The 14,327-nt window shown below is 70.5% G+C and carries 14 protein-coding genes; 3 read left to right on the top strand and 11 right to left on the bottom strand.

Annotation, left to right across the window (positions count from 1 at the left end; all coding sequences use genetic code 11):
• The first annotated feature begins 10 nt into the window (after positions 1-10).
• Together O7635_RS24360 and atpB are read left to right on the top strand one after the other, a co-directional pair.
• Positions 11-175 carry a zinc-binding dehydrogenase gene (locus O7635_RS24360; RefSeq protein ID WP_278085567.1) on the top strand — a complete coding sequence of 55 codons (165 nt, stop codon included), beginning with the start codon at positions 11-13 and terminating at the stop codon, positions 173-175.
• Positions 176-291: 116 nt separating this feature from the next.
• Complete coding sequence (gene atpB, locus O7635_RS24355; protein ID WP_278082779.1) at positions 292-1,089, top strand: F0F1 ATP synthase subunit A; 798 nt, start codon at positions 292-294, stop codon at positions 1,087-1,089.
• A gap of 15 nt (positions 1,090-1,104) precedes the next feature.
• On the opposite strand, the gene O7635_RS24350 is transcribed toward atpB, so the two are convergent.
• The 4 genes from O7635_RS24350 to O7635_RS24335 all read right to left on the bottom strand — a co-directional run bounded on the left by O7635_RS24350 (position 1,105) and on the right by O7635_RS24335 (position 4,802).
• Positions 1,105-1,935 carry an alpha/beta hydrolase gene (locus O7635_RS24350; protein ID WP_278082778.1) on the bottom strand — a complete coding sequence of 277 codons (831 nt, stop codon included), beginning with the start codon at positions 1,933-1,935 and terminating at the stop codon, positions 1,105-1,107.
• 211 nt (positions 1,936-2,146) lie between these two features.
• The gene (locus O7635_RS24345) at positions 2,147-2,503 is read right to left on the bottom strand and encodes a hypothetical protein (RefSeq protein WP_278082777.1); all 357 of its coding nucleotides are present in this window, start codon (positions 2,501-2,503) and stop codon (positions 2,147-2,149) included.
• A gap of 215 nt (positions 2,504-2,718) precedes the next feature.
• Positions 2,719-3,894 carry a zinc-dependent alcohol dehydrogenase gene (locus tag O7635_RS24340; RefSeq protein ID WP_278082776.1) on the bottom strand — a complete coding sequence of 392 codons (1,176 nt, stop codon included), beginning with the start codon at positions 3,892-3,894 and terminating at the stop codon, positions 2,719-2,721.
• Positions 3,891-4,802 carry an SRPBCC family protein gene (locus tag O7635_RS24335; protein WP_278082775.1) on the bottom strand — a complete coding sequence of 304 codons (912 nt, stop codon included), beginning with the start codon at positions 4,800-4,802 and terminating at the stop codon, positions 3,891-3,893. The genes O7635_RS24340 and O7635_RS24335 overlap by 4 nt, the downstream gene beginning before the upstream one ends.
• A 191-nt stretch (positions 4,803-4,993) precedes the next feature.
• On the opposite strand from O7635_RS24335, the gene O7635_RS24330 reads away from it, so the two are divergent.
• Positions 4,994-5,149 carry a hypothetical protein gene (locus O7635_RS24330; RefSeq protein WP_278082774.1) on the top strand — a complete coding sequence of 52 codons (156 nt, stop codon included), beginning with the start codon at positions 4,994-4,996 and terminating at the stop codon, positions 5,147-5,149.
• Between the two features lie 22 nt (positions 5,150-5,171).
• Here O7635_RS24330 and O7635_RS24325 read toward each other — a convergent pair whose 3' ends face one another.
• From O7635_RS24325 to dnaK, 7 genes are all read right to left on the bottom strand, one after another.
• On the bottom strand, positions 5,172-6,281 hold the full coding sequence (locus tag O7635_RS24325) for a hypothetical protein (RefSeq protein WP_278082773.1): 1,110 nt from the start codon (positions 6,279-6,281) through the stop codon (positions 5,172-5,174).
• Positions 6,282-6,347: 66 nt separating this feature from the next.
• Positions 6,348-8,027, bottom strand: a complete 1,680-nt coding sequence (locus O7635_RS24320; RefSeq protein WP_278082772.1) for an FAD-dependent oxidoreductase — start codon at positions 8,025-8,027, stop codon at positions 6,348-6,350.
• On the bottom strand, positions 8,027-10,618 hold the full coding sequence (gene clpB / locus O7635_RS24315; RefSeq protein ID WP_347405344.1) for an ATP-dependent chaperone ClpB: 2,592 nt from the start codon (positions 10,616-10,618) through the stop codon (positions 8,027-8,029). The genes O7635_RS24320 and clpB overlap by 1 nt, the downstream gene beginning before the upstream one ends.
• A 20-nt stretch (positions 10,619-10,638) precedes the next feature.
• Positions 10,639-10,944 carry a chaperone modulator CbpM gene (locus O7635_RS24310; protein ID WP_278082770.1) on the bottom strand — a complete coding sequence of 102 codons (306 nt, stop codon included), beginning with the start codon at positions 10,942-10,944 and terminating at the stop codon, positions 10,639-10,641.
• The gene (locus O7635_RS24305) at positions 10,929-11,867 is read right to left on the bottom strand and encodes a J domain-containing protein (protein WP_278082769.1); all 939 of its coding nucleotides are present in this window, start codon (positions 11,865-11,867) and stop codon (positions 10,929-10,931) included. Before O7635_RS24305 ends, O7635_RS24310 begins: the two co-directional genes overlap by 16 nt.
• A gap of 3 nt (positions 11,868-11,870) precedes the next feature.
• Complete coding sequence (locus O7635_RS24300) at positions 11,871-12,398, bottom strand: nucleotide exchange factor GrpE (protein ID WP_278082768.1); 528 nt, start codon at positions 12,396-12,398, stop codon at positions 11,871-11,873.
• A 7-nt stretch (positions 12,399-12,405) separates the two neighbouring features.
• Positions 12,406-14,316, bottom strand: coding sequence for a molecular chaperone DnaK (dnaK, locus tag O7635_RS24295; protein WP_278082767.1), 1,911 nt, complete (start codon positions 14,314-14,316; stop codon positions 12,406-12,408).
• Positions 14,317-14,327: the final 11 nt, after the last annotated feature.

The raw sequence follows: 14,327 nt of genomic DNA, 5'->3' as shown, positions 1-14,327 counted from the left end.
TGCCGTGTCGATGGGCGTTGCGGGGTCCGACCGGTGGGCCACCGGAAGCGTCGAATCGGGCACGATCCGCCCGGTCGTCGAAACGGTCTACCCGCTGGCGTCCACCGCGGCCGCTCACCGGCGCCTGGAGGACGGCGGCGTCCACGGCAAGGTCGTCATCGCGGTCACGCCATAGGCATGACCTGGCGATGGTGTGGTCGTTGTCTGGGTGGCAGTGCAGGAGTGTGGTGATCAAGCGCCGGGCGTCAGGCCCCACCACCTGGCCCAGTAGTTCACAAGGGTAGGGACGCGGTGATCGGTCAGGTGGTCGCTCTCAGGAGCGACGTTCCCTTTCCACCTGGTGTGGGCGACTTCTATCTGCCCGCGATCGTGCCTTACGGCGCTCCCAACTCCCTGTTCTTGACCAAGATCACGGCACTGGTGTGGGTCACCACCGCACTGCTCATCGTCTTCTTCCTGGTCGCCTATCGGAAGCCCAAGCTGGTTCCGGGGCGGGCACAGTGGTTGGCCGAGTCGGCGTACGGGTTCGTGCGCAACAACATCAGCGTCGAGATGCTGGGCTCCCCGCTGGGCCTACGATTCGCGCCCTACCTCGCCACGCTCTTCCTGTTCATCGTCTTCAACAACCTGTGGAGCATCGTTCCGATCGCGCAGATCTCGCCGAACTCGCACATCGCGTTCCCGGCGTTCCTGGCGCTGATCAGCTACGTGCTCTTCAACTACGTCGGCATCAAGAAGTTCGGGTTCCGCAAATACATGCGCAACTCGCTCATCCCGCCGGCGCCGTGGTTCGTCCTGCCGATCCTCATCCCGATCGAGTTCTTCTCAACCTTCATCGTGCGGCCGTTCTCGCTGGCCGTCCGGTTGTTCGCCAACATGTTCGCCGGGCACATGCTGCTGCTCGTCTTCACCCTCGGCGGGTTCGCGCTACTGCAGGCGAATGTGGCATTCGTCCCTATCTCGGTGCTGTCCTGGTTCGCCACCATCGCGCTGACACTGCTCGAGCTACTGGTGATCCTTCTGCAGGCCTACGTCTTCACCGTGCTGACCGCGAGCTACATCCAGGGCGCGGTATCCGAGGAGCACTGACCCTGGCGTGGCTCGCTAGCCTCGAGCGTTCGCCCGCAGGAAGCCCAGTAGCAGGTTCACCACCTTCTGCGGCTGTTGAACATGCGGGTAGTGACCCGCATCCGCGACCACCTCGAGCCGAGCCACGCCGGCCGGCATCGCAGCCACGATCGCCTCACCTTCGGCCCTGGGGTCCACCCAGTCCGGATCGAGCAATCCTTCGATGATCAACACCGGGCAGCGTACGTTTCCCAGCTGCGTACCGGCATCGGCCGGTGTCGACTTCAACATGCCTTGCAGCGCTTTCATCCGACCGGGTTCGCGCAACATCGTCTCGGTGGCGGCCTGGTCGGCGGACCAGTCAGCAGGCTTGGCACCCGGGTAAGCCAGGTCGAGATACTTCCTCCACGACGCCACGCTGCCCAACGTGGTGCCCGCCAGCCGCAGCGCGCCCTTGCGGTATCCGGAGCTGCGAAAGTCACCCAGCTTCATCGCCTGTTTACGGGTGAAGGGCGCCAACTCGACCACGCCACGGATGAGGCCGGGTTCCTTGGCTGCCGCGATGGTGGCCGCGCCGCCCGAGATCGAGTGACCGACCAGCACGGCCGGGCCACCGAGGTGACGGATGACCTCGACCAGATCACCGGCCATGTCCGAGCGGGTATAGGACGGCCACCGCGCACTCGACTCGCCGGCCCCCCGAAGGTCGACCTCGGCGACGCGGTAGCCGGCAGCCACCAACTTCGGCGTGACGAAGCGGTAAGCATCACGACTGTTACCCATGCCCGGCGCCAGGACGACCAACGGCCCTTCACCCGTTACCTCGTAGGCGATACGGCCGGCATCCACGGTCAGAAACTCAGTCATCGCTCAGTCCCTTGGTTAAGCCGCGCCAGTTGGCTAAGGCGGCATTTCCAACGTAAGGACCTCAGCTTCGGCCGTCCACCCGAGGCCTCGCGGCGCCGTACCTCCGTCTTGACCCGCGCTGCGGTTTGCTTGCCGGCTAGAGGGAAAGACCCACGCGTAGCAAGCAAATCAAATGCCTGTGGTCGATGAGGCCCACGGGACGACGGTTCGGTCAGGGAGGAGTATTGCCCACCGAGGTCCGGTATCGCGACGACGAGGGCTTCGCGGCGGTTCTCGCCGGGCGGTTGATCGAGCCCGTCTTCCAGCCCATCGTGTCGCTGGCTGACGCGCGGCCGGTCGGTTTCGAGGCCCTGGCCCGCGGCCCTGAAGGACGCTTCCATGAGGCGTCGGCGTTGTTCGCCGCCGCCGCTCGAGAGGGCAGGGCGGCGGAGTTGGATTGGCTCTGCGGCGCGTTAAGCGTGAACAGCCCGGCCCGTTCCCGAACATCCAGCTGGGTCCCCGGCGGCCAGCCAAGCGCAGCGACGATGCCGCGGGCGGCAACCCGCCCTTTGCGGTCAACCGCGGTCATGCGTAGACGGTGTCGGCCCGCCCGGTTGCCTCCGGCGCGAGCGCCGCCAACGGCGGCGGGCCCGTCCGCAGACCACGTCAGCGTCGCTGTCGCCTGGCTCAACGCGGCCTGACCGCGTCGCCCGATTAGCAGCGGATCCGGGCGCGGTTAGATCCTGTTCAGCTGTTGTCGGCGGCTGGTCCGCCAAGCGGATCCGGGTCGCAGGTGGGTGCCCGTCACGGTTTCAGAACGACCTTTTCGCAGTTCTCCTGCTTGTTCTTAAAGATGTCGAAGCCGCGCTCCGCTTCGTCGAGCGGGAGGGTGTGGGTGATGATCCGAGTGGGATCGATCTCTCCGCGCTCGATGCGCTGCAGCAGCGGCTTCATGTAGCGCTGGACGTGGCACTGGCCGGTACGCAGGGTCAGTGATCGGTTCATCCAGGCGCCGGCGGGGAACTTGTCCATCAGGCCGCCGTAGACGCCGATGACCGAGACGATTCCGCCGTTGCGGCACGCCATGATCGCCTGGCGCAGGGCGTGCGGGCGTTCGGTCTCCGACCTGACGGCCTGCTTGACGCGGTCGTACGCGGCGATGTGCGCGCTGCCGTGCGTGGCTTCCAGGCCCACGGCGTCGATGCACTTGTCCGGTCCTCGCCCGCCGGTGAGCTCCAGCAGCCGGGACCGGACGTCGACGTCCTCGAAGTTCACGGGCGTGTGGCCCGCGTCCTCGGCCATCTGCAGCCGGTACGGCTCCTTGTCGATCGCGATCACCTGGGCCGCGCCGAGCATGGCGGCGCTGTCCATGGCGAACTGGCCGACCGGGCCGGCACCCCACACCGCCACCACGTCGGTGGGCTGGATGTCGCACATCTCGGCGCCCATGTAGCCAGTGGGCAGGATGTCGGACAGGAACAGCACCTGCTCGTCGGCCATATTGGATTCGATCTTCAGGGGGCCGACGTCGGCGAACGGCACTCGCGCGTACTGGGCCTGGCCGCCCGCGAAACCGCCGGTCAGGTGCGAGTAGCCGAAGATCCCGGCGACCGGATGCCCGAACATCTTCTCCGCGATCCCGGCGTTCGGATTGCTGTTCTCGCAACACGAGAACAACCCGGCGGCACAGGCGGCGCACGCGCCGCAGGCAATCGGGAACGGCACGACGACCCGGTCGCCGACCCGCAACCGGTCAGGGTCGACGTCGGGGCCGACCTCGATCACCTCGCCCATGAACTCGTGACCCAGGACGTCGCCGTCCTGCATCGTGGGTACGTACCCGTCGACGAGATGCAGGTCCGAGCCGCAGATCGCGGTGGAGGTGATCCGTACGATGGCGTCGCGGTTGTTCAGGATCTTCGGGTCCGGCACGTCCCGGACCTCGACCTTGTTGCGGCCCGCCCAGGTGTTGGCCCTCACTGGTCCGCTCCCTTCTCGAGCTCGGCGTCCGACAGCGGCTGCGCCGGACGCTGCGGGAACTCCTTTCGGGCCCGCTTGCCCCACGGGGCGCCGTCGGAACGGACCACCTCGCCGGTCTCCAGCACCTGCTTGAGGCGGCGCAGGTCGTCGTCGAGCTGCTGGTGCGGTTCCTCGCCGAAGTACCTGGCGACCGCCTTGCCGATCGCGCCGCCCGGGATGTCGTATGCCAGCACGACGTGGACCTCGGTGCTCACCCCGTCCGGGGCGCGCACGAACCGGACGGCGCCCGTGTTCGGCACGTCGGCGTCGCCGGTCGAGCGCCACGCGACCACTTCCGCGGCCACGTCCTCGATGATCTCCGCGTCCCACGCGACGTCCGTGCCGAACGGTGCGGCGGCGGACCAGCGGCTCGTGCGGTCGCCGGTGACGCGGACCCGCTCGAGGTGCGCCATGAACGTGGGTAGGTTCTCCAGATCGCGCCAGAACTCGTACACCACGTGCACGGGTTGACGAATGGTGGTCGTGGCCGTCAGTTCCATGGATCCTCCCTTGCGCGTGCCCGGCGGCACGACGGTCTCTCTCGCCCGCGTCGCCTGCACGGCGGTCAGTACGTCCAGCACTGTGATTCCGAGGATCATGCCGGTCACACCGACGAGCCGCCGCTGGCGTTGCCCGTCACGGTGGGCGATGGCCATCCCGAGCGCGGTCAGGTCCATCGCGTCACCCAGGACCCGGGACCACGTCCAGGCCCCCTTGCGCCGGCTGGTCAGGAGCCCGGCCGCGTGCACGAGCTCGCGCGCACCGACCAACGGCACCACCGCCCGCGACGTCGCGGAGTCGTCCACGCCGCTGATCCGGCGCATCGTGTCCGGCGCCGCCAGCTGTGCCACGCCGAGACCGAGACTCATCCAGCCGAGTCCGCGCCCGCGCCGCGCGACCTTGTCCTGCCTTGTTTTCGTCATCTGTACGGTTGCCATTCGAGGCATGGCGGGCCTCCGCATCCGACCGCCCCTGAACGTCCGGGTAGGCCCCGGCGGGGGCAGTTCTGATCTGGGGCCGGCTACCCGTCGAGACACCACATAAACCCACCCGATCCGCGGTGAGGCCGACGCCGACCGCGCGGGCCGTCAACGGCACGACCGGGACGGTCATCACCCTCCACGGTCGACCGTTAACCGCCATCGCGTTCACGATCGTCGCGAACCGGATGGTCGCGATGGACGGCATCCGCGACCCCGTCCGCGTGCCGTGTTGACCGCCCAAGCGCTGAACCCGGGCTACCTGTCCTGCTCGTCCCGCCAACCGCTGGGCTCTGGGTGATAGCCGTACGCCGCGGCTCGTACCGTCTTCTCGTCCTCCAGCCCGGAGCCGATCGCGCCGCCGACGGTGGCCAGCGAGCTGATGATCCAGGCGAGCGTCAGGTAGTCGGTCCACACCACCGGCCGCTGGAGGGTCTGCTCCAGCACGGACGTGTCGATCAGCAGCGCTCCGGCCAGCGCCGTTCCGGCGAACAGCACCAGGTAGGACACCGCCGTGGCCAGCCCGAGGGTGAGCACCGTGCCGATGTTGAACATGCGGGCCAACTCGGCGGACGTATCCCGGTCAGGCTTCTCCCACAGGTCGTGCGCGACGATCAGCCAGGCCACCAACGCGGTCAGCCCGAGCAGCATGATCACGGCGAGCCGGAGTCCGCCGAGCGCATCACCCATCTGCCAGATGGTGTTCGTGGTGAGCGCGAACGCGGCCGTGCCGAACGCGCCGACCAGCAGCTTGGACAGGCCCAGCAGCGCGCGTCCCGGGCGGTTGGCCAGGACCATCCCGGTCAACAGCCGCACCCGGCCGCGCACCCGCGAGGCGACGTAGCGCACCTCTCCGGCATCGGTCTCGCCGACCACCCGGTGGATCGGCGAAACCCGGCTCGCGATCTCGGCCGGCTCCCGGCCGGGTCGCGGCAACCGCTCCTCGGACGCTTCGGTGAGCAGCCGACCCACCAGGTCCGGAACGACGATGCGAACGGCGCGCAGCTGGCGCAGTCCCAGCGCGGGCAGAGAGACCAGCGCGACGCGGCGCCCGGCGGACGTCTGCGCGACGAGTGGCGCCCGCTCCACGTGCAGCGGCAGGTCCGTCAGGCAGATCGCGACGTCCCACCGTTCGTCGGCGCGCCGGCGGGCAACGTCGTCGAGCAGCGCTTCGACGCCGCCGTCGCGGCGCGGCGCCACCTCACCCCAGCCTTCCCGGACGGTCCACCGCACATTCGCGCCCACCTGCTCGCTGAGCCGGCCAGCCAGTTCGGCCGCGAGCTTCGTGGCCACGCGAGCCGGATAGTCCGGGGGCGTCGCGACGAGTCCGACGACGATCTCCGGCCGGTGCTGTTCACTGTGGGTCACCTGTGCTCCTCACCGGTGGCCGAGCACAAACCACCCGTCGGCGCTCACCGTGCCCGTCGCGCAAGGTCAGGATAACGCCGGCCGGGCGCCTGGTCCCGCTGCGCGGGCGTACCCGAGGGGACCGGTACCGCTGCGCAGTTCGTGGATCACCCGGACCGCCATCGCGCCCTCGCCGACCGCGGACGCGACCCGTTTGATCGAGCCGCTGCGCACGTCGCCGACCGCCAGCACGCCGGGCCGGCTCGTCTCCAACGTGGTCGCTCCGCCGTCTGCGTCCGGCCCGGTGCGCACGTACCCGCGTTCGTCGAGGGCCAGGGAGTCGGCCAGCCAACCGGTGCGCGGCTCGGCGCCGATGAACACGAACAACACCGAGACCGGCAGGGTACGGCGTTCGCCCTTGTGCTCGATCACCACGGACCGCAGCTGGCCGCGGTCGCCGTCGAGCTTGCGCACCTCGGCCTCGGTGACCAGCTCGACGTTGGGCAGCCGCGCGATCTGGTCGACCAGGTATCGGGACATGTCCCGGCCGAGGTCGGCATGGCGAATCACCAGGTGGACCGTCGACGCGTGCCCGGAGAGGAAGACCGTCGCCTGGCCGGCCGAGTTGCCGCCGCCGACGATCGCCACCTCCCGGCTGGCGCAGGCGCCGGCCTCCATGATCGTCGCGGCGTAGTAGACGCTGGTCCCCTCGAACTCGGCCAGCCGGTCGACGTCCAACCTCCGGTAGCGGGCGCCGGTCGCCACGACCACGGCGCCGCAGTGCAGCCGGGTGCCGTCGTCGAGGCGTACGACGTGACCGCCGTCGTCGCTGTCCAGGCCGACCGCCTCGGCCGGGACGGTGAACGTGGCGCCGAACTTGCGGGCCTGCACCGCCGCGCGGTCGGCCAGTTCCGCGCCCGAGATGCCCGCGGGGAAGCCCAGGTAGTTCTCGATCCGCGACGAGCTGGCGGCCTGTCCGCCGGTCGCCACGGCGTCGACGACCGCGGTCCGCAGCCCTTCGGAGGCGCCGTAGACCGCTGCCGCCAGCCCGGCCGGCCCCGCGCCCACGACGACGAGATCGCGGTACGGGTCGTCCTCGAACGCGCGCAGCCCGGCCAGCTCGGCCAGCTCGGCGTTCGACGGGTTCCGCAGCACCCGGTGTCGCCAGATCACCACCGGGGTGTCCTCCGGTGCGATCGACAGCTCCCGCAGCAGCCGCTCGGCCTGGGCGTCCTGCTCGAGGTCGATCCAGGTGTGCGGGACCCGGTTGCGGGCGGCCAGCTCGCGCAGCCGGCGGGTGTCCGGGCTGAATCGGGAGCTGATGATGGTGATTCCGGCGATGCTGCCCAGCAGCAGCTCGCGCCGGGCGACGAAGCCACTGAGCAGGAGGTCGCCGAGGCGGAGGTCCTGCCGAGCCGCCTCGTGCAGCGCGGGGACGGACACCTCGACCACTTCTCCGTGCACCGCGACCACCGCCGTCACGAACGACGGCTGCCCGGTGAGCAGGCCGAGCTCGTCGAGGAAACGGCCGGCGCCGTGTGCCCGGACCACCCGCTCCCGGTCACCGCCGTAGTCCTCGACCACGGCGACCAGCCCAGCGGTGACGACGAAGAACGGCCGGTCCCGTTGCCCTTCGCGGAACAGCACCTCGCCCGTGCGGGTCGGGCGGCGCCGTCCGAACCGCGCGAGGTGCTCGATCTGCTCCGGGGACAGCCGGGCGAACGCCCCGCCGTCGTCCGGGCTCTCGGTCAGCCGGGCGACGTCCATCACGCGACCCCCTGATCCTGGCGGGCGGTCACGAAGTCGACCAGCAACTGGCCGTCGCGGGCGTCCACCCGTACCACCGGCTCCGGCGGCAGGTTCCCGGCGAGCAGCGCGCGGCCGATCCGGGTCTCCACTTCGCGGGCGATGTACCGGCGCAGCGGTCGGGCGCCGTACACCGGGTCGAAGCCGCGTTCGGCGATCAGCCGCCGGGCGGGCTCGGTGATCTCCAGTCCGAGCCGCTGCTCGGCGAGGCGCTCGCGCAGCTCGGCGAACTGCAGGTCGACGATCTGTTCGATCTGGTCGAGGGACAACCGCTTGAACAGCACGATGTCGTCGACCCGGTTGAGGAACTCCGGACGGAAGTGGCCGCGCAGCTCGGCCATCACCTGGTCGCGGGTCGCCGGGCCGATCTCGTCGGCGCCGGAGTCGGCGATGAGGTACTCGGCGCCGATGTTCGACGTCATGATCACTACGGTGTTGCGGAAATCGACCCGGCGGCCCTGGGCGTCGGTGATGCGGCCGTCGTCGAGGATCTGCAGCAGCGTGTTGAACACGTCGGCGTGCGCCTTCTCGATCTCGTCGAACAGCACGACCGAGTACGGGTGACGACGCACCGCCTCCGTGAGCTGCCCGCCCTCCTCGTAGCCGACGTAGCCGGGCGGCGCGCCGACCAGTCGGCTGACCGTGTGCCGCTCCTGGTACTCGCTCATGTCCAGCCGGACGATGTTCTCGTCGCTGTCGAAGAGCGATCCGGCCAGCGCACGCGCCAGTTCGGTCTTGCCGACACCGGTCGGTCCCAGGAAGATGAACGACCCGATCGGGCGGCGCGGGTCCTTGATTCCAGCGCGGGCCCGGATGATCGCGTCGGCGACCGCCTGCACCGCCTCGTCCTGCCCGACGACGCGCTCGTGCAGCACCTCGTCCAAGCGCAGCAGCTTCTCCCGCTCGCCCTCGCGCAGCCGGGCCACCGGGATGCCGGTCCACACCGACACCACCTCGGCGATCTCCTCCTCGGTGACCACCTCCCGGAGCAACCGCTGCTCGCCCTGCTTGCCGGCGAGCCGCTCCTCTTCGGCCGCCAACCGGCGCTCCACCTCGGCCAGCCGGCCGTAGCGCAGCTCGGCGGCCCGGTTGAGGTCGTACTGCCGCTCCGCTTCCGCCACCTCGTGTCGGACCTGCTCGAGTTCGGCGCGCAGTTCCTGGACCCGGCGGATGGCCTGCCGCTCGCCCTCCCACTGCGCCTTCTTCGCGTCGAGCTCGGCGCGCAGATCGGCCAGCTCACGGCGGAGCTGGTCGAGCCGGGCCACCGAGGCCGGATCATCCTCCTTGGACAGTGCGGCCTCCTCGATCTGCAGCCGCATCACGCGCCGGTTCAGCTCGTCGAGCTCCGCGGGCATCGAGTCGATCTCGGTGCGCAGCCGGGCACAGGCCTCGTCGACGAGGTCGATCGCCTTGTCGGGAAGGAACCGGTCGGAGATGTAGCGGTGGCTGAGCGTGGCCGCCGCGACCAAGGCGGCGTCGACGATCCGGACACCGTGGAACACCTCGAGGCGCTCCCGCAGGCCGCGCAGGATCGAGATGGTGTCCTCGACGGTCGGCTCGTCGACCATCACCGGCTGGAACCGGCGGGCCAACGCCGCGTCCTTCTCCACGTACCGGCGGTACTCGTCGAGCGTGGTCGCACCGATCATGTGGAGCTCGCCGCGGGCCAGCATCGGCTTGAGCATGTTGCCCGCGTCCATCCCGCCCTCCGCGGCGCCCGCGCCGACAACGGTGTGCAGCTCGTCGATGAACAGCAGGATCTGCCCTGCCGCGGCGTCCACTTCGGACAGCACGGCCTTGAGCCGCTCCTCGAACTCGCCGCGGTACTTCGCCCCGGCGACCAGAGAGCCCATGTCGAGCGCGAAGACGCTCTTGTCACGCAGGCCGTCGGGGACGTCACCGTTGACGATCCGCTGGGCCAGGCCTTCGACGATCGCGGTCTTGCCGACGCCCGGGTCGCCGATCAGCACCGGGTTGTTCTTCGACTTGCGGGACAGGATCTGCACGACCCGGCGGATCTCTCCGTCGCGGCCGGTGACCGGGTCGAGCCGGCCGGCGCGGGCGTCGGCGATCAGGTCCCGGCCGTACTTGGCCAGCGCCTCGTAGGCCGCCTCCGGAGTCGGCGACGTGACCCGCTGGTTGCCGCGGATGCGCTGCAGGGCGCCGAGGAGCGCGTCGCGGGTCGCGCCCCGGTCGGCCAGCAGCTTGCCGGCCGGGCCCGCGGCGCCCTCGTCGACCAGGGCCAGCAGCAGGTGCTCGACGGAGACGTAGTCGTCCTTGAGCCGCTTGGCCTCCGCGTCGGCCTGTTCCACCATCCGGGCCAGTCGTTGCGTGATGAAGACCTGTCCGGGGGCGCCGGCGGGTCCCGTGACCTTCGGCCGGCGGGAGAGCTCCTGCTCCAGGGCGTCCCGCAGACCCGCGACATCGACGTCCAGACCGGACAGCAGCCGGGGTACGAGCCCGTCGTCCTGGTCGATGAGCGCCACCAGCAGATGTTCGGCGTCGGCCTCGGTGTGCCCGTGCCGGGCGGCGACGCTCTGCGCCTCCTGGATCGCCTGCTGGGACCGTTCGGTCAGCTTGTTGGCGTCCACTGTGGGCCTCCTCCTTGATGCGCTGCTTCCAGCTCGTCGATACGGGCCAGCAGGTCGAGCACGACGCCGATCGCCGCGTAGTTGAGGGCGAGGCCGTCATGTAGGCGCTGGACGCGGGCCACCGTGACCAGCTCCGCCGGAGCCAGCCACAGCCGCCCCGCCAGGTCCCGGTCGGCGCGCAGCAGCCCGAGCGCCACGAACCGGCGCACCAGGTCGGGGTGCAGTTCGCAGCGGGCGGCGAAGCCGTCGAGGCTGAGCATCGGACTGCGGATCAACGCGAACGCCATGCCGCACCCTCCCGTCGTGGGTCGAAAGTGGACACCTTGGCCAGTTCCTCGAACAGCTCCCGCTCACGTGGCGCGAGGTCCCGCGGGACCATCACCTTGACCACCGCGTACAGGTCGCCGGGCGGGCCGTTGGAGTTCGGCATGCCTTGGCCGCGCAGGCGCAGCCGGCGCCCCGAGGAGCTGCCGGGTGGGACGGTCACCCTCGGTCGGCCGCCGGGGCTTTCGACCGGCACCTCGGCGCCGAGCGCGCCTTCCCACGGCGCGACCGGCAGGTCGACGACGACGTCCCGGCCGTCGAGCCGGAACCGCGGGTCGGGCGCGATCCGCACGACCAGGTAGAGGTCGCCGGCGGCGCCCTGGCCGCGGCCCGGTGCGCCCTGGCCGGCCAGCCGGATGCGCTGGCCGTCGACGACACCGGGCGGGATGTCGACGTCGTAGGAGCGCACGCCGCCCGGTCCGCGCAGGCTGATCGTCCGGCGCCCGCCCCGGTAGGCCTCTTCGACGGTCAGGGTCAGCTCGGCCTCGCGGTCGGCGCCGGTCGCGTCCGTCCACGATGGGCGCCGGCCGCCACCGGTCCGACCGCCGAAGAGATCGCCGAAGAGGTCGCCGATGTCGACGCCGCCGGTGTCGAACGTCCACTCACCGTCCTCGTACGGCCGCCCGCCGCCGCCCGGCCGCGCGGCGCCCTCGTAGCCCTCCGGGATCTTGCGGAAGTCCGGGCCGAAGCGGTCGTAGCGGCGGCGGGTCTCGGGGTCGGACAGGACGTGGTACGCCTCGTTGATCTCCTTGAACCGCTCCTCGGCGTCCGGGGCCTTGCTGATGTCGGGGTGGTGCCGCCGGGCCAGCGTCCGGAACGCCCGCTGCAGCTCGTCAGGGTCGGCGTCGCGGCTCACGCCGAGCACGTCGTAGTAGTCGCGGGCCATCGCCTACTCCTCGCCGGCTGGGACCGCGACCGCCACCGTGGCTGGGCGCAGCTGGTGGTCTCCGTCGCCGTAGCCGGGACGCAGGACCTCCACCACCGTGCCGGGCGGCACGTCCGGCGCGGGCCTGGTCGCCACCGCCTGGTGAAGGCGGGGGTCGAACGGCACACCCGTGTCCCCGTACCGCGGGAAGCCGAGCATCGCCAGCACGGCGACCGCCTGGTCGCGGACCGCGCGCACGCCCTGGATCACCGGATCGTCGTCGCCGGTGGCGTGCCCGAGCGCGAGTTCGAGGTTGTCGATCACCGGCAGCCACTGCGCGCACACGCGTGCCCGTTCCGCCGCGCGCTCGGCCGCCAGCTCCCGGGCGTACCGCTTGCGCAGGTTGTCGAGGTCGGCGAGGGTGCGGCGCAACCGGTCCTCGAGATCGAGCACCGCGGGTTCGACGTGCTCCTCCTCAGGGGGCGCCGGCACGTCCACCGGCTGCCCGCCGTTCCCACCGTTCGGGGTGACCGGCTCGTCGCCTGCGCGCATGGCTACCTCACCGCGGGGTGAAATCGGCGTCGATCACGTCGTCGTCCGGACCTGGGCCACGGTCGTCACCGGCCGCCGGCCCCGGTTGCGGACCGGCGTCGCCCGGGCCGGGACCGCCCTCGCCGGGCTGGCGGGCCATCAGCCCCTGCAGCACCTGCTGCAGCTCGCCGGTCAGCTCGCGGACCCGGTCCAACCCCGCCTGGTCCTGCAGCGCCTGCCGGGCGTCGGTGATCAGCATCTCGGCACGGGAGCGTTCGTGGCTCGGCGCCGCATCGCCCAACTCGCCCAACCGGCGCTCGGTCTGGTAAGCCAGCGACTCCAGCATGTTCCGCGCATCGACCAGCTCGCGCAGCTGGGCGTCCTCCTGCCGGTGCTGTTCGGCGTCCGCGACCATCCGCTCCACTTCGGACCGGTCCAGGTTGCTGGTCTCGGTGATCGTGATCGTCTGTTCGGCGCCGGTGTCGCGGTCGCGGGCCGAGACGTTGAGGATGCCGTTCGCGTCGATGTCGAAGGTGACCTCGATCTGCGGCACGCCGCGCGGCGCCGGTCGGATGTTCTCCAGCCTGAACCGGCCGATCACCCGGTTGTCGGCGGCGCGCTCCCGTTCGCCCTGCAGCACCACGATGTCGACGGCGGTCTGGTTGTCCTCCGCGGTCGAGAAGGTCTCCGTCCGGCGCACCGGGATGGTGGTGTTCCGCTCGATCACCTTGCTCATCACACCGCCGAGGGTCTCCAGACCGAGGGACAGCGGTGTGACGTCGAGCAGCAGCACGTCGGGCCCGGTGCCGGTGAGCACGCTGGCCTGGACGGCGGCGCCGAGCGCGACCACCTCGTCCGGGTTGACCGACATGTTCGGCTCCTTGCCGCCGGTGAGCCGGCGCACCAGCGCCTGCACCGCGGGGATCCGGGTCGAGCCACCGACCAGGATGACCTCGTCGAGGTCGTTGTCGGTCACCTTCGCGTCGGCCATCGCCTGCCGGACCGGCTCCAACGTCCGTTCCACCAGATCCGCGGTGAGCTGCTCGAACGTCGAGCGGGTCACGCTCGTGGTGAGGTGCTTGGGTCCGCTCGCGTCGGCCGTCAGGAACGGCAGGTTGACCTGCGTCTGGGTCACCGAGCTGAGCTCGACCTTGGCCTTCTCGGCCGCCTCGTAGAGCCGCTGCAGGGCCTGCGGGTCGGTGCGGACGTCGATGCCCTGTTCCTGCTGGAACTGACCGGCCAGGTGGTCGACCAGTCGCCGGTCGAAGTCGTCGCCGCCGAGGTGGGTGTCGCCCGAGGTCGCGCGCACTTCGACCACCCCGTCGCCGACGTCGAGGATGCTCACGTCGAACGTGCCGCCGCCGAGGTCGAAGACGAGGACCGTTTCGTGGCCCTTCTTGTCCAGGCCGTAGGCCAGGGCCGCCGCGGTCGGCTCGTTGATGATCCGCAGGACCTCCAGACCGGCGATCCGGCCGGCGTCCTTGGTCGCCGTCCGTTGCGCGTCGTTGAAGTACGCGGGAACCGTGATCACCGCTTGGTTGACCTTCTCACCGAGCGCCTTGGCCGCGTCGTCGGCCAGCTTGCGCAGGATCTGCGCGCTGATCTCCTCCGGGGTGTACTGCTTGCCGCGCACGTCGAAGCGGGCCACGCCGTCGGGTCCGGGCACCACGTCGAAGGTGACGGTCTCCGCCTCCTGCCGCACCTCGTCGTAGCGGCGCCCGATGAATCGCTTGGCCGAATAGATGGTGCCCTTCGGGTTGAGGATTGCTTGCCTGCGGGCAAGCTGTCCGACGAGGCGCTCGCCGTTGTCGGCGAACGCGACCACCGACGGGGTGGTCCGCGAGCCCTCGGCGTTGGGAACGACCGCCGGCTGCCCGCCCTCGAGCGCCGCGATCACCGAGTTGGTCGTGCCGAGATCGATTCCTACCGCCTTGGCCATCATGCGCTCCC

This window comes from Asanoa sp. WMMD1127 (assembly GCF_029626225.1).
Lineage (GTDB): Bacteria > Actinomycetota > Actinomycetes > Mycobacteriales > Micromonosporaceae > Asanoa.
Note: the sequence above shows the minus strand (reverse complement) of the source record. Positions and strands in the feature narration are given on the sequence as shown.

Bases quoted from the DNA above. Each gene is read 5' to 3' on its own strand.
- O7635_RS24360 (WP_278085567.1), top strand. From the start codon at position 11: ATGGGCGTTGCGGGGTCCGACCGGTGGGCCACCGGAAGCGTCGAATCG.
- O7635_RS24320 (WP_278082772.1), bottom strand. From the start codon at position 8,027: ATGGACGTCGCCCGGCTGACCGAGAGCCCGGACGACGGCGGGGCGTTC.
- O7635_RS24350 (WP_278082778.1), bottom strand. From the start codon at position 1,935: ATGACTGAGTTTCTGACCGTGGATGCCGGCCGTATCGCCTACGAGGTA.
- O7635_RS24310 (WP_278082770.1), bottom strand. From the start codon at position 10,944: ATGGCGTTCGCGTTGATCCGCAGTCCGATGCTCAGCCTCGACGGCTTC.
- dnaK (WP_278082767.1), bottom strand. From the start codon at position 14,316: ATGGCCAAGGCGGTAGGAATCGATCTCGGCACGACCAACTCGGTGATC.
- O7635_RS24300 (WP_278082768.1), bottom strand. From the start codon at position 12,398: ATGCGCGCAGGCGACGAGCCGGTCACCCCGAACGGTGGGAACGGCGGG.
- O7635_RS24345 (WP_278082777.1), bottom strand. From the start codon at position 2,503: ATGACCGCGGTTGACCGCAAAGGGCGGGTTGCCGCCCGCGGCATCGTC.
- O7635_RS24305 (WP_278082769.1), bottom strand. From the start codon at position 11,867: ATGGCCCGCGACTACTACGACGTGCTCGGCGTGAGCCGCGACGCCGAC.
- O7635_RS24335 (WP_278082775.1), bottom strand. From the start codon at position 4,802: ATGAGTCTCGGTCTCGGCGTGGCACAGCTGGCGGCGCCGGACACGATG.